We start from the raw sequence: 23,012 nt of genomic DNA on the forward strand, positions 1-23,012 counted from the left end.
CTAGGGCATTCGTCAATAAGACTCGGCGAGAAATGGTTGTTTACAAGCAAAAGTTAACACATTCACTGAAAACCGGTTCAGTGTTGACACTAGGACGCACCTCTGCACGAGCCACTCATGCTTTTCTAATTAGTATAGCATGAATTGCGGCTTGTCTGAATATGATGTGTTGATACGTTTAACCAGGGGTGAGGGATGGAATGAACTGGCATCAGCAACCAAAAGAAAAACTGGAACACATATTACAAGTCACTGCCGGAACAGGATTAGATCATGGACAGGCTAAAGCTCGTTTAAAACAAGTAGGACCAAATACACTCGAAGAAAAGAAAAAGGTACCAGGCTGGCTTTTATTTTTAAACCAGTTCCAGGATACTATGATTCTCATCCTGTTAGGGGCAACTGCTATTTCTGCTGCGTTGGGAGAATACATTGACGCAATTACGATTATTTTTATTGTCATTATGAATGGGATTCTCGGTTTTATTCAAGAAAATAAAGCGGAAAAGTCTCTTGATGCTTTAAAAGAATTGGCATCTCCTACAATAACTGTGCGAAGAAACGGCCAATGGAAAACGATACCTTCGATGGAAGCAGTACCTGGAGATATAGTAAAGCTTACCGGCGGGGATAAAGTAAGTGCTGATATTCGTCTGCTCGAAGCGAACGGTTTAACTGCAGAAGAATCAGCCTTAACAGGTGAATCCTTCCCTGTCCAAAAAACAGCGGATGTTTTAAAGGAAGATGATATTTCTATTGGCGAAAAACAAAATATGGTGTTTGCGGGTACATTGATTACAAAAGGGTATGCGACTGGAGTTATAGTAGCTACAGGAATGAAGACAGAGATGGGAAAGATCGCTCATTTACTCAGCTCTTCAGAAAAAAATGAAACCCCTCTGCAACGACGACTTGCTCACTTAGGAACGATGTTAATTACAGGGGCGCTTATTCTTACAGGATTAGTAGTTGTGCTTGGTATTATGCAAGGACAGCCTATGTACAAAATGTTTCTCTCCGGGGTGTCGCTTGCAGTTGCAGCGATTCCTGAAGGACTGCCCGCTATTGTGACCGTTGTGTTAGCACTTGGTGTTCAGCGCATGATAAAAAGAAATGCGATTGTAAGACAGCTGCCAGCGGTAGAAACCCTGGGCTGTGCTTCGGTTATTTGTTCGGACAAGACAGGCACGCTGACTCAAAATAAAATGAAAGTGACGGCGTTATGGGATGGAAGCGGGCTGTCGCTTCGAAAACCAAAAAAGTCCTTTCAGAAAACAAAAAATGAAAAACTATTAACGTACGGTGCACTTTGTACTCAAATTGCAATTGATTCGACTCATTCACAAACCGAATCTAACAGTGATATGAAGGGAGATCCGACAGAAAACGCTTTACTAGAAGCGGCTGCTTCGTGCGGGATTGAACTTAACACGCTTTTATCTATTCATAAAGTGGAACGTGATTTCCCGTTTGATTCGGAACGAAAGCGTATGTCTGTACTGGTGAAAAACAAGAAGGGTGAATCTTTTATTATTACGAAAGGAGCACCCGATATTTTGCTTGAACGAGCTTCTCATATTGATACAAACGGACGAATAGAAAGGTTATCCACTTATAAGAAAAATGAAGTGAAGCAGACGATTGGATATATGGCAAATAAAGCATTGCGTACGATTGCGGTTGCATATCGGCCGCTAAAAGCAGGAGAGACCGTCAATAATGCCGATGCTGCCGAAAGAAATCTTATTTTACTTGGAGTGCAGGGGATGATCGACCCTCCCCGCCAGGAAGCAAAAGATGCGATTATGGAATGCCGTCAAGCTGGTATTAAAACAATTATGATTACAGGAGACCATAAAGATACAGCAGCTGCGATTGCAAAAGACATCGGATTACTGCCAGAGTATGGTCTTGTTATTACCGGAAAAGAGTGGAACCAAGCATCCGAAAAAGAAAAACAAAATCTGATGCAGCGAGCATACGTGTTTGCACGCGTTAGTCCGGAAGATAAATTAAATATTGTAAATGTTTTAAAGAAACAGGGACACATTGTTGCGATGACAGGTGACGGAGTAAATGATGCCCCTGCTCTTAAATCTGCCGATATTGGAATTGCGATGGGGAAAACAGGAACCGATGTAGCAAAAGAAGCCTCGGCTCTCATATTACGCGACGACAATTTTTCTACTATTCGCTCGGCAATCAAAGAAGGCCGCAATATCTATGAAAATATCCGCAAGTTCATTCGTTATATGCTTGCTTCTAATGTTGGAGAAATATTAGTTATGCTTTTTGCTGTTATGCTTGGAATGCCGCTTCCTCTTGTAGCTATACAAATTTTATGGATTAATTTAATTACAGATGGACTGCCGGCCATGGCTCTAGGACTCGATCAGCCGGAAAACAATGTAATGAAACGGCCGCCTAGATCTGCGAAAGAAAGTATTTTTGCTCGTGGAATGGGATGGAAAATAATCTCTAGAGGGTTTTTAATTGGGTGTGTGACATTACTTGGGTTTATGACAGCTTTACATGAACAGCCGGATGATTTAATTAGAGCACAGACGATTGCTTTCTCTACGCTTGTGATGGCTCAGCTTATCCATGTTTTTGATTGCCGTACCAATCAGACAATCTTTGATAGAAATCCATTTGAAAATAAATATTTAACAGCCGCTGTTTTATCATCAATTTTTTTACTCTTACTTGTTATATACACGCCAATGCTCCAGCCGATTTTTCATACCACTCCCCTTAGTGTAATGGAATGGGCGCTCGTTCTTGCACTTGCTTCTATACCGACCTTTGCACTTGCAGGTAAGACGCTTTTTGGTCAGACTAATGTAAGAAAAGCGAAAGCCTCGTAAGAAAAAAATTATGGGATTGAGCCGCTTCCCCTTTTCATTCGCTTGTGGCAGGTGGTAAAATTAGTTAGAATAGGATAAGCGGGTGTGATAGACATGTCAGTGAGTATGACAGGATATGGCCGTGCAATTCTAGAGCAGGACGGCGGAAGTATTCTAGTTGAAATAAAATCAGTTAACCACCGATTTTGTGATATACAATTTCGAATGCCCAGGCAGCTGCTTTCTTTGGAGGACCGCCTGCGCAAGTGTGTGTTAGACAAGGTGGAACGTGGAAAAATAGACGTTTTTATAACATTAGAAGGCATTTCACCATCTACAAAAGAGGTAAATGTGGACTGGTCTCTTTTAAACCAATATATAGATCAAGCTGAAGAGCTGGATCGGCTAGATGTTTTCGAATCTCAGTTAAGGCTGCAAGATTTTTTGCTTCATCCTGATATTGCTGCAATCGAAGAGAGTCCACAAATGTCAGCAGAGTGGCAAGAAGCCATTGAGAAAGCTGTTTCAAAAGCAGCGAATGAACTTCACAAGATGAGAGTTGAAGAAGGAAAAAGGCTTCAAAACGATGTGAGAAAACGGATTGAAAACATGCACCATCTAACCTCACAGCTACAAGAACAAGCACCAGAAGTCGTTTCTCTTTACCGAGAACGTCTGTATGAAAGGATAAGAGAATATATCGACGGTGAGTATGAACCAGATGAAACCCGGCTTTTGCAAGAAGTTGCATTTTTTGCAGAAAAAATCAACATTGACGAAGAGTTAACCCGGCTTTTTTCTCATTATGATCAGTTTATTCTCTCTCTGGAAGCGGATGGAGCGAAAGGAAGGAAATTAGACTTTCTAGGGCAGGAAATGAACAGGGAAATCAATACAATCGGGTCAAAGGCAAATAATGCATCACTAAGCCATCTCGTGGTAGATTTAAAAAGTGAACTAGAAAAAGTTAAAGAACAAGTACAGAATATAGAGTAGCCAGCGAACGCATTTTCGTATATATTTATAGTTAAGTGGTAAAAATAGAGCGTAGCTGTCGCTCCGGATGAAGTGAGGGATACTAGTGAACATTAAACTTATAAACATCGGTTTTGGTAACATTGTATCAGCTAATCGTATTATTTCTATTGTTAGTCCTGAGTCAGCTCCTATTAAACGTATTATTCAGGAAGCCAGGGATAGAAATATGCTCGTTGATGCTACGTATGGCAGAAGAACAAGAGCAGTTATTATTGCAGACAGTGATCATGTGATTTTATCTGCTGTACAGCCGGAAACGGTTGCACAGCGTTTAAATACAAAAGATGATATGTCAGACGACTAACAACATTTGATTGGATTTTGGCAAGAAAGGCGTTGGAAAGAATGAAAGATGAAAAAGGGCTGCTGATTGTTTTATCCGGACCAGCTGGCGTGGGAAAAGGGACAGTGTGTAATGCCCTGCGCGGCGTGGATACGGAGATAGAATATTCTGTTTCTGCTACAACAAGACAACCTCGTGAAGGAGAAGCAGATGGAGTAAACTATTTCTTTAAAACAAAGCAGGAATTTGAGCAGATGATTGAAGAAAACAAACTGCTTGAATGGGCAAAGTACGTAGATAATTATTACGGCACACCGCTTGATTACGTAGAAGAGACACTAGAAAAAGGAAGAGACATTATTCTTGAAATTGAAGTGCAAGGTGCCAAAAAAGTAAAAGAAAGATACCCAGAAGGTATATTTATCTTTTTAATGCCGCCAAGCCTTGCTGAATTGCGCAGCCGTATTGTTGGAAGAGGTACGGAAAACGAAGACTTGATTAATAAAAGAATGACAGTCGCTCGTGAAGAATTAGAGATGATGGAAAACTATGATTATGTTGTAGAAAACGATGAAGTAGATAAAGCAGTGAATCGAATTCAAGCGATTGTAACAGCAGAACATTGCAAAAAAGACCGTTTAATAGAAAAATATAAACAATTAGCGGAGGTTGAATAGTTCATGTTATATCCTTCTATTGATACGTTAATGAAGCACATTGATTCAAAGTATACACTGGTCACTATTTCTGCACGGCGTGCCCGTGACTTAAAAGAAATGGAAGAAGCTGACCCGCTGATTGATGATTATGAATCATCAAAATTGGTTGGCATCGCTCTTGAAGAGATCGAGCATGGAAAGTTAGGTTATAAACATACAGAGGGATCTTAAGATAACAACAACCTATAATACTTATAGGTTGTTGTTTTACTTCCGAGAACGTTTTGAAAATAACACATAAATGGAGAGGAATATTTATGCTGCAACATAAACATATTTTATTAGGTGTAAGCGGTGGTATTGCTGCCTTTAAAGCAGCAGCTCTAGCAAGTAAATTAACCCAGGCCGGTGCTTCGGTAAAAGTCATTATGACAGAGCACGCAAAAGAATTTGTCACACCGTTAACGTTTCAAGCTCTAACTAGGGAAAGAGTATATGATGATACGTTTGCTGAAAAAGATCCCGAAAAAGTCGCTCATATTGATATAGCCGACTGGGCAGACCTTTTCATTATTGCACCGGCCACCGCAAATGTCATTGGGAAAGCAGCACATGGGATTGCCGACGATATGCTTTCAACAACGTTTCTAGCTGCGACGTGTCCGGTTTATTTTGCTCCTGCGATGAATGTAAATATGTATCAGCATCCGGCTGTAATGGAGAACATGAATACGCTGAAAGAACGCAATTGTACTTTCATTGAACCAGGTGATGGATATCTAGCTTGTGGATGGACAGGCAAAGGACGTTTAGCAGAACCGGATGAAATAGTAGATTTCCTGGAAGCAGAAGAAAAAGATCATACTCCATTAGCGGGGAAAAAGCTGCTGGTTACAGCAGGGCCAACCTATGAATATGTCGATCCGGTCCGCGTTTTTACGAATCCATCGACTGGAAAAATGGGATTTGCGGTTGCTGCTGAAGCTGCAGCAAAGGGAGCAGATGTTACCCTTATTGCAGGGCCGGTTCACCTGGATGATCTCTCAGGAGTAAAAAGGATAAACGTCACAACAGCCGAAGAAATGTATAATGAAGTTACCAAAATTTATTCCTCTATGGACATTGTTGTGAAATCAGCCGCTGTCGCTGATTACAAACCAAAAACCATTCTCGCTCAAAAAGCAAAAAAGCAAAATGGTGATATGGACATTCCTATGGAACGTACAAAAGACATTTTAGCCGAATTAGGGAAGAAAAAAACTCATCAATTGTTAATTGGATTTGCTGCTGAATCAAACAATATAGTTGAATATGCGAAAGACAAATTAGAACGCAAAAATCTTGATATGGTTATTGCTAATAACATTACTTCAGAAGACGCTGGATTTCGTTCCGAAACCAATAGAGTCATTATTGTGCAACGAGAGCAACATCCAGAAGATGTACCGTTAATGACAAAAACGGAAACAGCAAAAGAAATTCTTGCACGAATAGAAAATATGTTAATAAAGGACGCTTAATGATGTATGCAAAAGTAATTGTAGATGTCGCTGCAGGTCAAACGAATAAGGCTTTTGACTACCGTATACCTGAAGAACTGATCGATTTAATATTACCAGGGATGCGGGTGATCGTTCCATTCGGGCCGAGAAAGATTCAAGGTTTTATATGGGAAATCACGGAAAATACGGAACTGGACAGAGTGAAGCCGATTTCTGAAATGCTTGATCCTTATCCCGTTTTAACAAATGAAATGTTACAGCTCGGGCAATGGCTTGCTGAAGAGACCGTCTGCTTTCTTATCACCGCCTTGCAATCCATGATTCCTTCAGCCATACGAGCCAAACCAAAAAAGGTTTTAAAACTTAGGATAAAGGAACAATACCTTCCTGTTTCGCTTCAAGCTGTATTTGCAGGTAAATCATCAGTAGATTGGAACACTCTTCCTAACGAAAAAGGAATTTTTTCGTCAATCAAACAAGCGGTGGAAAAAGACGAAATTGAAGTAGATTATCTGGTGAAAGACAAAACCAAAAAGAAAACCATCCAATCCATACGTATGAATCCACAATACCGAGACGTCCGTTTCGCTGATATTTTAGGAAACAGGGCTAAAAAGCAAATAGCTGTTATGGAATGGGTACAAATGAACTATCCGGATGAACCAATACCTATAAAAGAAGTAACAGATACTTTACAAATCTCTAAATATACGATGCAGCAGCTAATAGCAAAAGAAATGTTATTTTTAGAAGAGCTCGAAGAATACCGAGATCCATATAGCGACCGTTCGTTTGAGCCTGATCCCAGCCCTGAGTTGACCGATCAGCAAAAACATGTGCTCGCTCCCGTCCGAACTGCTGTTGACCATAACCAAGATACGACTTTTTTGCTGCGCGGGGTTACAGGCAGCGGTAAAACGGAAATTTATTTGCGAGCGATTGAAAAAGTTCTGGAAAAAGGGGAAGAAGCCATCGTTCTTGTACCTGAAATTTCACTTACCCCGCAAATGGTGAAGCGTTTTAAAGGAAGATTCGGTTCTAAAGTAGCGGTTCTTCACAGCGCTTTGTCTGCAGGAGAAAAATACGATGAGTGGAGAAAAATCCATCGAAAAGAAGTACAAGTAGCAGTGGGAGCACGTTCGGCTGTATTTGCACCTTTTGAAAAATTAGGTTTAATTATTATAGATGAAGAGCACGAAGGCAGCTACAAACAAGAAGACCACCCCAGGTATCACGCCCGTCACATTGCGATTTGGAGAGGGAGTTATCATAAGTGCCCGGTCATTTTAGGAAGCGCCACTCCTTCGTTAGAATCTTATGCAAGAGCAAAACGGGGCGTTTATGAATTGCTTGAATTAAAAGAACGTGTAAATAATATAGCTATGCCAGAAGTAAACATCGTCGATATGCGAAAGGAACTAAGAAAGGGTAACCGTTCTGCTTTTTCAGAACTTCTGCTGCAAAAGCTAAAAAGTAGGCTGGACAGAAACGAACAAGCGGTATTGTTTCTAAACAGGCGCGGATATTCTACCTTTGTCATGTGCCGCAATTGCGGCTACACCGCAGAGTGCCCTCACTGTGAGATTACGCTTACTTATCATCATACCCAGCGAAAGCTGAAATGTCATTATTGCGGGTATGAAGAGCCTATGTTGACAACTTGCCCTGCTTGTGAAAGTGAACATATCCGCTTTTTTGGTACAGGAACACAAAAGGTAGAAGAAGAGCTGACAAAGCTGCTGCCTGAAGCAAGAGTCATAAGAATGGATGTGGATACAACCTCAAAAAAAGGGTCTCATGAAAGGCTGCTGCAAGCATTTGGAAATGGGGAAGCCGATATTTTACTTGGAACACAAATGATAGCAAAAGGTCTTGATTTTCCAAAAATTACGTTAGCCGGAGTGTTAGCAGCTGATACGATGCTTCACTTACCTGATTTCAGAGCATCGGAGAGAACGTTTCAGCTTTTAACACAAGTAAGCGGCAGGGCTGGCAGGGATAAGCTGACTGGAGAAGTCGTCATTCAAACGTATACGCCAGACCATTATAGTATCGAGCATGCAAAAACCCATGATTATGAAGCCTTCAGCTTAGAAGAAATGGGACATAGAAAACGAAGCGGTTATCCTCCTTATTATTACTTAGCTCTTGTGACGATTGCTCATGAAGATGTTGTGAAAGTGATGCAGACTGCAGAAAAAATTGCTTCTTTTCTGAGAAGCTCATTTTCTCCTCAAACAAAAGTACTCGGGCCGACTGTTTCACCTATTGCCCGCATTAAAGATAGATATCGGTATCAATGCATGATAAAATACAGAAATGAGCCAGATTTAACGAGTATCTTAAATAAAATAGCAAACCGGTATCAAAAAGAAATGGCAACTGATAAATTATTTATTTCCATCGATATGAACCCGCAAATGTTCATGTAGCATAAAGCCCCGCTGCTGATTCTAATCGCGGGGCTCCTTTTATGAAGAAAGAAAAGAAAGGACGGATAGGATGAAAATTATTTTTATGGGAACTCCCGATTTTTCTGTTCCCATTTTAAGAGGGTTAGTGGAAGAAGGGTATACGATTGAAGCAGTTGTTACCCAGCCGGACCGTCCGAAGGGAAGAAAAAAAACGCTCACTCCTCCTCCAGTTAAAGAAGAAGCCCTTAAACACGGTTTAAGAGTGCTGCAGCCGGAAACACTAAAAAAGAAAGAAAATGTGGAGGAAATTCTAAATCTTGAACCAGACTTAATAATAACAGCTGCGTTTGGACAAATCCTGCCAGAATCCATTCTCGAAGCTCCTGTTCACGGTGCGGTTAATGTCCATGCTTCTCTGCTTCCTAAGTACAGAGGAGGAGCACCGATTCATCAAGCCGTTATTGACGGTGAAAGTAAGACAGGCATCACGATCATGTATATGGTAAAGCAGTTAGACGCAGGGGATATTTTAACACAAAAAGAAGTTGAAATAACTGATACCGACACAACAGGAAAACTCCACGATAAATTAAGCATTGCCGGCAGGGATTTATTATTAGAAACACTGCCAGATCTCTTACAAGGAAAACTTGCACCTATAGCACAAAACGAGCAGGAAGCAACGTTTGCTCCCAATATTCAGCGCGGTCAGGAAAAAATTGATTGGAACATGCCAGGACAAGCAGTTTATGACCATATACGCGGTATGAATCCTTGGCCGGTGGCTTATACAACCTACAACGGCAAACCGTTTAAGATATGGGAAGCAAAAAAAGTGCGATCTTCTTCGGATGAACAGCAGCCTGGGACCATTGAGACGGTAAAAGAAGATGGTATTATCGTAAAAACAGGAGATCAACAATCCATTGATATAAAAGAAATCCAGCCATCCGGAAAAAAACGAATGAAAGCTGCTGACTTTTTAAGAGGAAATCACGGTTTTAAAACAGGAGAGCAATTTAATAATGACCAATAATTCTAATAAAAACGTAAGAGAAAAAGCATTAGATCTTCTTCAGCGAATTGAAAAAGAAGGGGCTTACAGCCATTTGCTTTTAAATCATGTATTAAGTCATGGACAAGTTTCAAAAAAAGATGAGTCTTTGCTTACAGAGCTTGTCTATGGCACGATAAAACGAAAGAATACGCTTGATTTTTATTTAACTCCCTTTTTAAAAGACGGAGTAGAGTCGATAGAACCCTGGGTTCTGCAGCTGCTTCGTCTTTCCGTGTATCAGCTTGTGTATTTAGACCGGGTGCCAGATAGAGCGATTATTCATGAAGCTGTCAATATCGCGAAAAAGCGAGGACATAAAGGAATAAGCGGCCTGGTGAATGGTGTTCTTCGTTCGATTCAGCGAAAAGGTTTGCCGCGCACAGATACATTGTCAGGCTTAGAACGGCTGGCGATCGAAACGAGCCATCCAGAATGGCTTCTAGAAGACTGGATAGCAGCTTATGGGGAAAAAGAAGCAAAAGCAATGGCTCTAACAAATTTAGAACCTCCTCCTTTAACTGTGCGGGTAAATCTGTCAAAATCGACAAAAGAAGAAATAAAAAACAAATTGCTCGAAGAAGGCTGCCAAATCGAAGAAGGCGCTCTCTCTCCTGATGCCCTTATTATTACTTCAGGAAGTGTCATCACAACAGAAACGTATAAAAATGGATATGTTACGATACAGGATGAAAGCTCTATGCTCGTGGCAAGGTTGCTTCAGCCTGAACCTGGAATGAAGGTATTGGACGCTTGTGCAGCTCCTGGAGGAAAAACGACGCACTTGGCCGAACGTATGAAAGATAAGGGTACCATTAATGCATTTGATCTTCATAAGAAAAAAATAAAATTAATTGAGGAACAAGCAAAACGTCTTGGCATATCTATTATTGAAGCAAAAGCCATGGACGCTAGAGAGCTGACAGCTCATGTCGACCAACAGTTCGACAGAGTACTTGTTGATGCTCCTTGCAGTGGTCTTGGTGTTATAAGACGAAAACCTGAATTAAAGTGGCAGAAGCAAAAAAAAGACTTAGAACGTTTCCCGAAAATTCAAGCGGACATTTTAGCAGAAGCCTCAAAATTGGTGAAACCTGGCGGGATGCTTGTTTACAGCACTTGTACGGTAAGAAAAGCAGAAAATGAAGACGTAGTGGAGGCGTTTTTAAGCCAAAACAACTCGTCGTTTAAAAGAGAACGAAATGAATTTTTAGTAAATACGCTGAAAGCCGAAAATGGAGAAGGCACCATTTTACCTCAGCAATTTGGTACAGACGGTTTTTTTATGGCTTTGTTAAAAAAGCAGGATTTATAAACATTTGAAAGGAAGAATAGTCATGCAGCAGTTAAAGAAAAAAGTAAAAGCCGAAGCGCCTGGGAAAACATCCATATTCACGTTGCGATTTGAACAGCTTCAAGATTGGCTGAAAGAACAGCAAGAACGAGCATTTCGTGCAGATCAGATTTTCGAGTGGCTGTACCAAAAAAGAGTAGAAAGCTTCGAAGAAATGACAAATTTATCGAAAACACTGCGCCAAAAATTAATAGATGCGTTTTCGATAACGGCATTAAAAGAAGCCACTAGACAGGAATCATCTGATGGAACGGTGAAATTATTATTTGAACTGCAAGATGGATACACAATTGAAACGGTGGTCATGAAACACAACTATGGAAATAGCGTATGTGTAACAACGCAAGTAGGCTGCCGGCTTGGCTGTACGTTTTGTGCCTCCACACTTGGCGGGTTAAAGAGAAATTTAGAAGCTGGTGAAATTACAGCTCAAGTTTTGGAAGCACAGCGGGCACTAGATGAAAAAGGGGAGCGTGTAGATTCGGTAGTAATCATGGGGATCGGGGAACCATTTGACAATTATGATGAACTGATTTCTTTTCTAAAAGTGATTAATCATGATAAAGGGTTAAACATTGGCGCCCGTCATATTACCGTGTCAACTAGTGGTGTCGTTCCGAGAATTTATGATTTTGCTGATGAAAACATGCAAATTAACTTTGCAATTTCACTTCATGCACCGAATACAGAAATACGCAGCCGGCTTATGCCAGTCAACCGCGCCTGGCCGCTTGATAAATTAATGGACTCCATCCGTTATTACCAGAAAAAAACGAACAGACGTATAACCTTCGAATATGGTCTATTTGGCGGCGTGAACGATCAAGTCGAACATGCTGAAGAACTTGCAGAATTGATTAAAGGATTGAAATGCCACGTGAATTTGATTCCTGTTAACTACGTTCCTGAGCGTGATTATGTGAGAACGAGCAAAAATGATATTTTTGCTTTTGAACGAACGTTGAAAGAGCACGGCGTAAACGTTACAATCCGGCGTGAACAAGGACACGACATCGATGCAGCATGCGGGCAGCTTCGCGCGAAGGAACGCAAACAAGAAACGAGGTGAACCCTATCTGTGGATACCGTATTTTTAACCGATGCCGGTAAGGTTCGGGATCATAATGAAGATGCAGGCGGAATTTTTATAAACAAAGCAGGGGAGTACCTGGCAGTGGTGGCCGACGGAATGGGAGGCCACCAAGCCGGGGATATTGCAAGTAAAATGACAACAGATTTGCTGAGCCAAGCATGGGAGTCATTAGAAAAGTCTCTTACCCCAGAGGAGGCCGGAGAATGGCTGAGTGTTAAAATAGACGAAGTGAATCAGAAAGTATTTGACAAAGCAAAGGAAAATAGTCATTTGCAAGGAATGGGAACAACCTTAGTTGCGGCGGTCTGTACGCCGTCCTTTATAGTAATTGCCCATGTTGGCGACAGCAGAGCGTATCTTTTAACGGAACAGGCATTGCAGCTTAAAACACAAGATCATTCGCTAGTAAACGAATTGAAAAAAAGCGGTCAATTGACAGAAGAAGAAGCAGAAAATCATCCGCGCAAAAACATTTTAACAAGGGCACTGGGGACAGAACCTATTATCAAAAGTGAAAAAATGGCCTTGGAATGGAATCAAGGAAATGCTGTTATCCTTTGTTCTGATGGATTAACAAATAAGCTAACAGATGAAGAAATAAAACAGGAGCTGTGCAGTAAGCAATCTCTAGATGACAGTGCCAAGATTCTTATACATACTGCCAATGAACGAGGGGGAGAAGATAACATCACTCTTGCTGTTGTGATAAATGTCCCGCTTGAAGAGGGGATGATGTAATGTCTGACCTGATTGGCAAAAGAATAAGTGAACGGTATCAAATTCAGGACAAAATAGGCGGGGGCGGTATGGCTCACGTCTACAAAGCGCAAGATATAATATTAGAACGCTCCGTTGCGGTAAAAGTTCTTCAGCCGCAATACAACACGGATGAAGAATTTATCCGGCGGTTTCACCGAGAGGCGCAGGCTGCAACCAGTCTGGCACACCCAAATATCGTTAATATTTACGATGTAGGAGAAGAAGAAAACCTTTATTATATTGTAATGGAATATATTGAAGGAGAAACACTGAAAGAAAAAATCCAGCAGCAAGGGCCTCTCCCGTTAGAACAATCGGTCGGCCTTATGAATGAAATTTTAGGCGCAATCGGGCATGCCCATGCCAATGGAATTGTACACAGGGATATAAAGCCGCATAATATTTTAATAAATCATAACGGAGAAGCAAAAGTAACGGATTTTGGTATAGCGAGAGCAGCTTCAGCAGCAACAATCACGCATACGAATTCGGTTATGGGATCCGTTCATTATTTATCGCCAGAACAAGCAAAAGGCGGCCGTATTACAGCGCAGTCGGATATTTATTCACTCGGGGTTGTACTTTATGAAATGGTGACCGGATCACTCCCTTACACGGGTGACTCCGCGGTTAGTATTGCATTAAAGCATTTACAAGAACCATTGCCGCTTCCATCTGAAAAAAGACCGGGACTGCCGCAAAGCCTAGAAAATGTTATTTTAAAAGCAACAGTGAAAGATCCACTTGAACGGTTTGATAGTGTTTTCACGATGCAGGACGATTTAAAAACCGTTCTTTCGATGGAACGCCGTAATGAAGCCCCTTATATTCTTCCTGAAGATGAGGATGCTACAAAAGCCGTCCCAATTATAAAAGATGAGGATGGATTTGCAGAAGAAACAAAAGTAGCTCCTTCCGAAGCGACGACGGTTCATAATAATAATATTGATAATCAAGCTCCTCCCCCTAAGAAAAAAAGAAAGCGCTGGGGATGGATACTGTTTTTCATTTTATTGTTTCTCATTGGAGCTGCAGCTGCTGCATTTACTATTCTTCCTGATTGGCTTAAAGTAGATGAAGCTGAAGTTCCTGAAGTTCAAAACATGGAAGAAGATGAGGCGGTACAAGAAATAGAACAAGCACGTTTAGAGGCTGAAGTGGAAAATGTTTATGACGATGAAGTGGAGGAAAACTTTGTAGTCGGCCAAGATCCAAGAGGCGGTTCCACTGTAAAAATCGACAGTACGGTTACCTTATATGTCAGTGATGGACAAGAGGAAGTGGAAATGCCTGATCTAGAGGGAGTAGACCGGGACCAGGCAGAAGATATGCTAAGTGATTACAATGAGGTGGAATACACTGCCTCTGAAACATCAGAGTATCCCCCTGATCGTATCATTGAACAAACGCCAAAAGCAGGGGAAAGCGTCGTAGCGGAGGAAACAACAGTTTATTTGACATATAGTACAGAACGAGAGTTTTCCTTAGACAATTTAGAAGGTGAATCGAAGGATGCGGTGGAAAAATATTTAGAAAATAACAACTTAAACGGAAGTTTTGAAACTCGACATTCAGATGAGATCAATAGCGGCCGCGTCATTGAACATTCTCCAGGACCTTACACCACGGTTACAGAGGGAGATGAAATTGCGTTTGTGATTTCGGAAGGGCCCGAAGAAGAACCTGCGGAAGAAAATGAAACCGAACAAATCGAGGCTGTCATTCCGGTAGAAGTGGAAGAAAGCGAGGAAGAAGAAGGCCAGTCTTTCGATATTCGTATCGTTTATGAAGATGCAACCACTGAAGGAGAGACCACTTTTACAGAAGAAACGATTTCAGAAACAAAAACGTACCGGGTACCGCTCGAAGTTACTCCTGAAACGGATGGGTATTACAAGCTTTATGTCGATGATGAAGAAGTCCAATCGAATACTTTTAATTATGGGGATGAATAGGAGGATTTATGGAGGAAGGAATCATCGTAAAATCACTGAGCGGATTTTATTATGTAGAAAATGAACAAGGTGTCTTCCAATGCCGGGGGAGAGGGTTATTCAGAAAACAAAAAATTAAACCTCTCGTTGGTGACAATGTAAGATTTGAAGCAGAACAAAAAGAAGAAGGTTATATTTACGAAATTGTTGAACGGCAAAATGAATTGATCCGTCCCCCAGTAGCTAATGTAGACCAGGCTTTGCTCGTGTTTTCAGCAGAGGAACCAGCATTCTCGTCTCTTTTGCTCGATCGTTTTCTTATTCATATGGAATCCTCAGATATTGAGTCTATTATTGTAGTTAATAAAATGGATTTAGTAAAAGAAAAGCGCGAACAGGAACTGATGGCATTTCAACAAGACTATAAAGATATAGGATATGCGTTTTATTTTATGTCGGGAAAAAGCGGGGACGGGATAGAACAGCTTCCTCCCCTCTTAGAAGGCAGCATCTCCATTGTTGCAGGTCAATCTGGTGTTGGTAAATCGACCCTTTTAAACAACTTGGATCGTTCTTTACAGTTAAAAACAGCTGAAATTTCTTCTCATCTAGGAAGAGGTAAACACACAACGAGACATGTTGAACTTCTTTCTATGCACAACGGCTGGATTGCTGACACTCCAGGTTTTAGCTCGCTCGATTTTAAGTCTATCAGCGAGGACGATCTCGATGTCTGTTTCCCTGAAATGAAAGAAAGACTGCCTGATTGTAAGTTTCGTGGCTGCACCCATCGAAAAGAGCCTGGATGTGCAGTGAAACAAGCTTTAGAAAATGGGGACATTCCTTCCTATCGTTATGAACATTATATTCAATTTTATAAAGAGATTTTCGATCATCGGAGGTATTAATACATGGTTAAAGTAGCACCATCCATTTTGTCAGCTGATTTTTCTCAACTAAAAGAAGAAATTATTGATGTAGATAAAGGTGGAGCTGATTATATTCATATAGACGTGATGGACGGCCATTTTGTGCCGAATATTACAATTGGACCGCTTATTGTACAAGCGGTTCGTCCTCATACAGAACTTCCGCTTGACGTTCATTTAATGATTGAAGAACCAGATCGTTACGTTGCTGATTTTGCCAAAGCAGGTGCTGACATCATTTCCGTCCATGTGGAAGCCTGCCGGCATTTACACCGGACTATTCACCTTATAAAAGAACACGGAGCGAAAGCTGGGGTAGTGCTTAATCCGGCAACGCCTGCGGAAACTATAAAACATATTTTAAAAGAAGTTGATCTCATTTTATTAATGACCGTAAATCCTGGTTTTGGAGGACAGGCTTTTATCCCGGAAGTTGTGGCAAAAATCGAAGAAGTAAAAAACATGTTGTCAGAGCTTGGACATGATGCAGAACTTGAAGTCGATGGCGGCGTCAACAAAGAAACGGCTGCTTCTTGCAGAACTGCTGGGGCCAATGTTTTGGTAGCAGGCTCGGCTGTGTACAAACATGCAGATCGGCAAAAAGCAATAGAAGAAATTCGTGGGTCTGCTGAATAGATATGTGATACGGAGGCAAAGGGAACCGTTCCGAGGCAGGAGCGGTTCTTTGTTGTAAGAAAAGGCTCCTAATTCACTCTTCTCCTTTATGCTATGAAATTTTTACAGGGAAGATTTTGATTCAGATTTAAAATTTATAGAGGCCCTCCAACCCTTATTTAAGCATTTATACTCGAAGCATATAAAGACGAAGCAATCGTGCTTTTATTATTTTTCAAGATTTTCTATGTACTATTTTAAAGTTCCTGAATATACATATAAAAGAATCTCATTTGGGAAAAACGATGCCTGAGAAATATGGGCTTTAACCATGCGGAAAAGGGCTTTAGGGAAGCGGCGCGTGCCGCATTATAGTAAAGGAAAGAGGAGGAGTTATAATGAAATTCTATACTATTAAACTGCCTAAGTTCCTGGGAGGATTTGTACGCGCCGTTATCGGTACTATAAAAAAAGAGTAGTTGTTTATAATAATGTTATGTAAACTAAAAACGAATAGTTTATCCATTGAACAATGAATAACCCCGGCACCATTCCACAGATAATAGGGATAGTCCGGGGTTATTTTTGCATCTTATTTTCATTTACACGTATTGTATTACACGCGCTGAACTTTGCCTGATTTGAGAGCGCGGGCAGAAACATAAACACGTTTTGGTTTTCCATCAACCATGATGCGAACTTTTTGAACATTAGATCCCCAGCGGCGTTTTGTAGCATTGTTTGCGTGAGAACGGTTGTGACCGGATTTCGGTCCCTTGCCTGTCACGTAGCATTTACGTGCCATGACATGCACCTCCTTATACATTCCATCTTTCAGTATCAAAGCATACTTTCATATTTTAGCATAGCACCAACACCATTGCAATCATAGGTTTTTTCCAAAAGGATTTATTTTAACATCTATATTTTTTCAACATATCGATTGTAGCGGAAAGCGTCCGCCTGCAGCGAAAATGTGAACGATAACGAGGAAGTTTTATATCATGCTCGTTTATAATGATATAGAAATAAATGATGAAATTCATTCACTTATAAACATATAAACATTTTGCGTCGAGCTTTTCTAGCTTCAATGCCAGAAGTTTGGATGTAAATGGTTGCTGCAGGTGCTGTGTCCTGCACTTTAGCTAAACTTCCTTATTACTTGGCGCTTACGCTTTTCTTACGACCTTTCAAAAAAAGGAAGAGTATAGTAAAATAATCTTAGCCAATTGAAGGAAACGGTAAAGGGAGGCTTAATCATGACGATTGAAATGAATTCACAACTAGGTTCGATAGATGTTTCAAGAGAAGTTGTAGCTACTATTGCCGGAGGCGCAGCCGTTGATTGTTATGGAATTGTCGGTATGGCATCCCAAAAACAAATCAAAGACGGTTTATCTGAAATGCTCGGCCGGGATAACTTTTCTCGCGGTGTAGTCATTCGTGAACTTGATGAAGGAATTCATATAGATATGTATATTATCGTAAGCTATGGTACTAAAATTTCTGAAGTCGCTTATAATGTTCAAAGTAAAGTAAAATACCAGCTCCAGCAAATGCTCGGTTTAACCGTTGATTCTGTGAACGTATATGTACAAGGTGTACGGGTCACACAGTCATAGGCAGAGGAAGTTAGGAGGAAATTCCAGTGAATGAAGTAATTGAAGGCAGACAGCTCGCTTCCATGTTTGAAGAAGGAGCAGCTGTTCTTAAGAAAAACGTTAAAAAAGTAGATGCACTAAATGTTTTTCCTGTGCCGGATGGGGATACAGGTACAAACATGAATTTAACGATTCAATCAGGAATAAAAGAAGTGAAAACGAATGCAAGCAATCATGCTGGGGAAGTAGCAAAATCTTTTTCTAAAGGGCTTTTAATGGGGGCAAGAGGGAATTCGGGAGTCATACTCTCACAGCTTTTCCGCGGATTTTCCAAAGCAGTGGAAAAAAACGCAGAACTAACAACAAAGGATCTCGAACGAGCTTTAGAAGAAGGGGTGGCGACTGCTTACAAAGCAGTCATGAAACCTGTAGAAGGAACAATATTGACCGTTGCTAAAGATGCATCTGCTTCAAAGGAAACAACATTAAATGTAACGCCAATAGACTGGATGAAATCTGTCGTAGAAAAAGCGAGCAATTCCTTAAAAGAAACGCCTGAGCTTTTACCTGTATTAAAGGAAGTTGGCGTAGTAGATTCCGGCGGACAAGGTTTAGTATATATTTATGAAGGCATGCTCCACGCGCTGGAAGGAAAAACATCAAAAGACAATGCAGAGTCTGCTGCTCCTTCTTTAGATGAACTTGTTAAAGTCGAGCATCACCAAAATGCTCAATCCCATTTGGCAACAGAAGAAATAGAGTTTGGTTATTGCACAGAAGTGATGGTGAAGTTTGAAGAGGACAAGCTGCTTGAAAACCGTTTTGACGAAAACGCTTTCAGAAATGAGCTGGCTCGGTTAGGCGATTCTTTACTTGTCGTTAGCGATGAAGATTTAGTAAAAATACATATTCATGCAGAATACCCAGGAGATATTTTATCAAAAGCCCAACATTACGGCAGTCTTGTACACGTAAAAATTGAAAATATGAGAGAACAGCATCAGGCCCTCACAAGTAATACAACAGACAAAGAACAAGAAGTAAAAAAAGACGCTGGTCAAATCAGTACGGAAGAAGCGAAAAAAGGTGAGCCGGTTTCAGCTCCTTATGGATTTGTCACGGTCTCGATGGGAGATGGTATTGAAGCTTTATTCAGAGGTCTGGGTGCTAATGAGATAATTGCAGGCGGTCAAACGATGAATCCAAGTACGGAAGATATTGTTACAGCAATAAGAAAGGTTAACGCAGAACACATTTTTGTCTTGCCAAATAACGGGAACATCGTATTGGCTGCTGAGCAGGCAGCAGAAGTTGTTGGTTCCCATGTTGAAGTGATTCCGACTAAATCGGTACCTCAAGGTCTAAGCGCCCTGATTGCTTTTAATGAAGAAGCAGACGCTTCAGAAAACAAACAAGCCATGGAATCTGCCAGAAAAGAAGTGAAAACCGGACAAGTTACATATGCTGTCAGAGACACAGTTATTGATGGTTTGGAGATTAAAAAAGGAGATTACATGGCTATTGCCGAAAAAGAGATAATAGCCTCAGGGTCTGATGTCGAAAAAGTTACCAAAAACCTTCTTGAGAATATGATTGAGGAAGAATCAGAAATTGTGACATTAATTCGAGGAGAAGACGGCGATGAAAAATTGGAAGAAAAAATTACCGCTTTTATTGAAAAAGCATATACAGATGTAGAAGTCGAAATTCATGAAGGCGGTCAGCCCTTATATTCCTATATTATCTCTGTAGAATAATAAAAAGGTGGTTTTTGTACGGAAGGAGCAGAATTGCACAGTTGTTTGTGCACCAAGGAAGGGGAATTCATGGTGGCACGCGTGAAAATTGTAACAGATAGTACGGCTGACATTCCGTTAGATTTAGTAAAAAAATATAACATTTCAGTGATTCCTTTAAAAGTCGTGATCGGAAATGAGACATTTCAGGACGGGGTGAATTTAACACCTGAGTCTTTTTATCAAAAACTAGAGGAAATGGACGATTTGCCGTCAACATCTCAACCTACCCCGTATGAATTTGAAACAGTTTACCGTCGTATTGCTGAAAATGACAATACAAATGACACAACGATTCTCTCTATTCATCTATCGTCTCAATTGAGTGGTACGATTCAATCAGCTACACTTGCTGCAGACGAAGTGGAAGACGCTGTAAAGGTTGAAGTTATAGACTCTAAGCGTGCTTCTTATGCCATTGGAATTATAGTCGTCGAAATTGCGAAAATGGCCCAAAATGGTGCAGGCTTGTCAGAATGTAAGGCAAAACTTGAATTATTACTAAAGCATACAAACGTTTACTTTTTGGTCGATACACTCGAATATTTACAAAAAAACGGCCGCATTGGAAAAGCTTCAGCTTTAATCGGTTCCTTGTTGAAAATGAAGCCGGTGTTAAGTTTAACAGAAGACGGGCAGGTATACCCCTACCACAAAGCAAGAGGAAGAAAAAAGGCATTGGCAGTCATTCGGGAAGCGGTGAAAAATCAGTACGGAGATCAGCCGGTCCATGTCGGGGTTTCTCATGCAGAAGCAGAGGAAAGTGGAGAGCAGCTGCTTCGAAATGTGGCAGACGGATTGAATACACAATCAATGACGACTACAAAAATCGGAGCTGTCATTGGAGCGCACACTGGACGTGGAACGGTTGCAATTTCAGTAACTCCGGCTGAATGATAAGGGGACTGTCCTGGATATATGCTTAAACCAGGTCAGTCCTTATTTACGTGTTTATACTTCTCAATATTATCTGTCAGCAGGAGGTTTTTTAAAATGATAGACACGAATGTTTGTGGTTGGAAATTAGGCAAAAAAGCAGCGACAGGATGGGAAACGAATACAGCTGGTGTTTCCTTCGATAGAAGATGAACCGCACCTTAAGTCAGCCGGTTTCCATATTAAAAGGAATTGGTGAGGAAAAAGAAAAAGAACTTAACCAGATTGGTTTATTTACGATTGCAGATCTTTTGCAGCATTTTCCTTATCGCTATGAAAATCATGAAGTTCTCCCAATAGAAGAGCTGCGGCATGATGATCGAGTAACTGTTTCAGGAACGATTCAAACGGAGCCTGCTATTCGATTTTACGGGAAAAAGAAATCAAGAATGACAGTTCGTTTAATGGTTGAAAACATACTCCTTACGGCTGTGTTCTTTAATCGAGCCTTTTTAAAAAATAAACTAAAAAGAGGTGAAACGGTAACGCTTACAGGCAAATGGGATAAATATAAGCTGTCCATTACTGTACAGGATTTTAAAAAGGGAAGCCCGGATCCGACAAAGCAGCTAGAACCGGTATACTCGACTGGAGGTAATGTAACAGTAAAGCAGCTGCGCCGTTATATTCATTCTGCTCTTACAGAATACAGCACATACATCGAGGAAAATTTGCCGTCATCGTTTTTAGTCTCTTATAAACTTCCTTCGCGAAAACAATCATACACAGCAATTCACCGTCCAGAAAATAAAGAAAAATTAAAGCATGCTAGACGCCGCTTGGTATATGAAGAACTTTTATTTTTTCAATTAAAAATGCAGGCCTTTAAACGCCAAGAACGTCTCTCAGTACATGGCAGAGTTCATTCCTTTGATAAAGAAAAAATAACAACATTTATAAACAAGCTGCCGTTTTCTTTAACAAACGCTCAAATGCGTGTCATAGAAGAAATAACCAAAGATTTAAAAGATCCATTAAAAATGAATCGGCTTTTACAAGGGGATGTAGGATCGGGAAAAACGGTCGTAGCCGCTATAGCTATGTATGCTGTCTACTTATCAGGATCTCAATCTGCATTAATGGTTCCTACAGAAATTTTAGCGGAACAACATTACCAAGGGCTGACAGAATTATTTTCGAACACAAACGTGAAGATTTCTCTGTTAACTGGTTCGACAAAAGGTAAAAGAAGAAGGGAAGTGAATGCTTCCGTAGAAAATGGGGAAACACATGTTGTCATAGGGACGCATGCGCTTATTCAAGAGGATGTAGCTTTTTTAAATCTCGGACTGGTCATTACCGATGAACAGCACCGATTTGGTGTTGAACAAAGACGAGTCCTTCGCGATAAAGGCTATGAACCAGACGTGCTGTTTATGACGGCAACCCCTATCCCTCGTACGCTTGCAATTACTGTGTTTGGAGATATGGATGTTTCTATCATCGATGAACTGCCGGCTGGACGAAAAACAATAGAAACATATTGGGTTAAACCTCCTATGCTAGATAGAGTGCTGCGGTTTATACAAAAAGAAGTGAACAAGGGACGACAGGCGTATGTCATTTGTCCGCTTATTGAAGAGTCTGATAAACTCGATGTTCAAAATGCCATTGATGTCCATGCTCAGCTGCAGCAATTTTTCTCCTGTGAAGTAGGTTTAATTCACGGAAGACTGGCTGCTGAGGAAAAAGAACAAATAATGGAGGCTTTTTCTACAAATGATATTCAGATTTTAGTTTCAACTACTGTAGTAGAAGTAGGTGTCAACGTTCCTAATGCGACAGTCATGGTCATTTATGATGCCGATCGTTTTGGACTTTCGCAGCTGCACCAGTTAAGAGGGAGAGTTGGTCGAGGAGATCAACAATCTTACTGTATTTTGCTTGCTGATCCTAAAGGAGAAACAGGAAAAGAGCGGATGCAGATCATGCAGGAAACAGAGGATGGCTTTGTTTTGTCTGAAAAAGATCTAGAATTAAGAGGACCGGGGGATTTTTTTGGAAGTAAACAAAGTGGACTTCCTGACTTTAAAATTGCCGATCCTGTCCATGATTATAGAGCACTTGAAACAGCACGGCAGGATGCAGCCCAGTTAATAAAAAGCAAAGAATTTTGGACAGCTGCTGAGTATTCTTACTTAAGGCACTATTTAGATAAAAGCGGTGTGTTAAGCGGACAAAAAATAGATTAGGAAA

General features: G+C 40.7%; 20 protein-coding genes. 19 read left to right on the top strand and 1 reads right to left on the bottom strand.

The genetic code is table 11. The features are described from left to right. The first annotated feature begins 200 nt into the window (after nucleotides 1-200). From FZF09_RS16190 to spoVM, 15 genes are all read left to right on the top strand, one after another. Nucleotides 201-2,867 carry a calcium-translocating P-type ATPase, SERCA-type gene (locus tag FZF09_RS16190; protein ID WP_158737648.1) on the top strand — a complete coding sequence of 889 codons (2,667 nt, stop codon included), beginning with the start codon at nucleotides 201-203 and terminating at the stop codon, nucleotides 2,865-2,867. Between the two features lie 93 nt (nucleotides 2,868-2,960). After that, the gene (locus FZF09_RS16195) at nucleotides 2,961-3,842 is read left to right on the top strand and encodes a YicC/YloC family endoribonuclease (protein ID WP_158737649.1); all 882 of its coding nucleotides are present in this window, start codon (nucleotides 2,961-2,963) and stop codon (nucleotides 3,840-3,842) included. Nucleotides 3,843-3,927: 85 nt separating this feature from the next. After that, nucleotides 3,928-4,188 carry an extracellular matrix/biofilm regulator RemA gene (gene remA, locus FZF09_RS16200; protein WP_091582941.1) on the top strand — a complete coding sequence of 87 codons (261 nt, stop codon included), beginning with the start codon at nucleotides 3,928-3,930 and terminating at the stop codon, nucleotides 4,186-4,188. A 41-nt stretch (nucleotides 4,189-4,229) separates the two neighbouring features. Beyond that, nucleotides 4,230-4,844, top strand: a complete 615-nt coding sequence (gmk, locus tag FZF09_RS16205) for a guanylate kinase (RefSeq protein ID WP_158737650.1) — start codon at nucleotides 4,230-4,232, stop codon at nucleotides 4,842-4,844. A gap of 3 nt (nucleotides 4,845-4,847) precedes the next feature. After that, nucleotides 4,848-5,057, top strand: coding sequence for a DNA-directed RNA polymerase subunit omega (gene rpoZ, locus FZF09_RS16210; RefSeq protein ID WP_091582946.1), 210 nt, complete (start codon nucleotides 4,848-4,850; stop codon nucleotides 5,055-5,057). 86 nt (nucleotides 5,058-5,143) lie between these two features. Then, nucleotides 5,144-6,346 carry a bifunctional phosphopantothenoylcysteine decarboxylase/phosphopantothenate--cysteine ligase CoaBC gene (gene coaBC / locus FZF09_RS16215; RefSeq protein WP_158737651.1) on the top strand — a complete coding sequence of 401 codons (1,203 nt, stop codon included), beginning with the start codon at nucleotides 5,144-5,146 and terminating at the stop codon, nucleotides 6,344-6,346. Further along, nucleotides 6,346-8,760, top strand: a complete 2,415-nt coding sequence (gene priA, locus FZF09_RS16220; RefSeq protein ID WP_158737652.1) for a primosomal protein N' — start codon at nucleotides 6,346-6,348, stop codon at nucleotides 8,758-8,760. Before coaBC ends, priA begins: the two co-directional genes overlap by 1 nt. 70 nt (nucleotides 8,761-8,830) lie before the next feature. Then, on the top strand, nucleotides 8,831-9,778 hold the full coding sequence (gene fmt, locus FZF09_RS16225) for a methionyl-tRNA formyltransferase (protein ID WP_158737653.1): 948 nt from the start codon (nucleotides 8,831-8,833) through the stop codon (nucleotides 9,776-9,778). Beyond that, nucleotides 9,768-11,111, top strand: coding sequence for a 16S rRNA (cytosine(967)-C(5))-methyltransferase RsmB (gene rsmB, locus FZF09_RS16230; RefSeq protein WP_158737654.1), 1,344 nt, complete (start codon nucleotides 9,768-9,770; stop codon nucleotides 11,109-11,111). The genes fmt and rsmB overlap by 11 nt, the downstream gene beginning before the upstream one ends. A 22-nt stretch (nucleotides 11,112-11,133) precedes the next feature. Continuing rightward, nucleotides 11,134-12,219: a dual-specificity RNA methyltransferase RlmN gene (gene rlmN, locus FZF09_RS16235; RefSeq protein WP_158737655.1), complete on the top strand. Its 1,086-nt coding sequence runs from the start codon at nucleotides 11,134-11,136 to the stop codon at nucleotides 12,217-12,219. A 9-nt stretch (nucleotides 12,220-12,228) separates the two neighbouring features. Then, nucleotides 12,229-12,981: a Stp1/IreP family PP2C-type Ser/Thr phosphatase gene (locus tag FZF09_RS16240; protein ID WP_158737656.1), complete on the top strand. Its 753-nt coding sequence runs from the start codon at nucleotides 12,229-12,231 to the stop codon at nucleotides 12,979-12,981. Next, nucleotides 12,981-14,957, top strand: a complete 1,977-nt coding sequence (pknB, locus tag FZF09_RS16245; RefSeq protein WP_233269528.1) for a Stk1 family PASTA domain-containing Ser/Thr kinase — start codon at nucleotides 12,981-12,983, stop codon at nucleotides 14,955-14,957. Before FZF09_RS16240 ends, pknB begins: the two co-directional genes overlap by 1 nt. An 8-nt stretch (nucleotides 14,958-14,965) precedes the next feature. Beyond that, complete coding sequence (rsgA, locus tag FZF09_RS16250; RefSeq protein ID WP_158737657.1) at nucleotides 14,966-15,844, top strand: ribosome small subunit-dependent GTPase A; 879 nt, start codon at nucleotides 14,966-14,968, stop codon at nucleotides 15,842-15,844. Between the two features lie 3 nt (nucleotides 15,845-15,847). Then, complete coding sequence (gene rpe, locus FZF09_RS16255) at nucleotides 15,848-16,501, top strand: ribulose-phosphate 3-epimerase (protein WP_158737658.1); 654 nt, start codon at nucleotides 15,848-15,850, stop codon at nucleotides 16,499-16,501. Nucleotides 16,502-16,878: 377 nt separating this feature from the next. Then, on the top strand, nucleotides 16,879-16,959 hold the full coding sequence (gene spoVM, locus FZF09_RS16260; protein WP_091270301.1) for a stage V sporulation protein SpoVM: 81 nt from the start codon (nucleotides 16,879-16,881) through the stop codon (nucleotides 16,957-16,959). Nucleotides 16,960-17,096: 137 nt separating this feature from the next. Here the strand turns inward: spoVM and rpmB are convergent, their stop codons facing one another. Beyond that, complete coding sequence (gene rpmB, locus FZF09_RS16265) at nucleotides 17,097-17,285, bottom strand: 50S ribosomal protein L28 (protein WP_091270303.1); 189 nt, start codon at nucleotides 17,283-17,285, stop codon at nucleotides 17,097-17,099. Nucleotides 17,286-17,742: 457 nt separating this feature from the next. On the opposite strand from rpmB, the gene FZF09_RS16270 reads away from it, so the two are divergent. The 4 genes from FZF09_RS16270 to recG all read left to right on the top strand — a co-directional run bounded on the left by FZF09_RS16270 (nucleotide 17,743) and on the right by recG (nucleotide 23,008). After that, nucleotides 17,743-18,105 carry an Asp23/Gls24 family envelope stress response protein gene (locus FZF09_RS16270; RefSeq protein WP_158737659.1) on the top strand — a complete coding sequence of 121 codons (363 nt, stop codon included), beginning with the start codon at nucleotides 17,743-17,745 and terminating at the stop codon, nucleotides 18,103-18,105. Between the two features lie 62 nt (nucleotides 18,106-18,167). Next, nucleotides 18,168-19,841: a DAK2 domain-containing protein gene (locus tag FZF09_RS16275; RefSeq protein WP_158737746.1), complete on the top strand. Its 1,674-nt coding sequence runs from the start codon at nucleotides 18,168-18,170 to the stop codon at nucleotides 19,839-19,841. A gap of 69 nt (nucleotides 19,842-19,910) precedes the next feature. Continuing rightward, the gene (locus FZF09_RS16280) at nucleotides 19,911-20,777 is read left to right on the top strand and encodes a DegV family protein (RefSeq protein ID WP_370514476.1); all 867 of its coding nucleotides are present in this window, start codon (nucleotides 19,911-19,913) and stop codon (nucleotides 20,775-20,777) included. A gap of 188 nt (nucleotides 20,778-20,965) precedes the next feature. Then, nucleotides 20,966-23,008, top strand: coding sequence for an ATP-dependent DNA helicase RecG (recG, locus tag FZF09_RS16285; protein ID WP_158737660.1), 2,043 nt, complete (start codon nucleotides 20,966-20,968; stop codon nucleotides 23,006-23,008). Nucleotides 23,009-23,012 lie beyond the last annotated feature (4 nt).

It is taken from the genome of Alteribacillus sp. YIM 98480 (assembly GCF_009765375.1).
GTDB lineage: Bacteria > Bacillota > Bacilli > Bacillales > Marinococcaceae > Alteribacillus.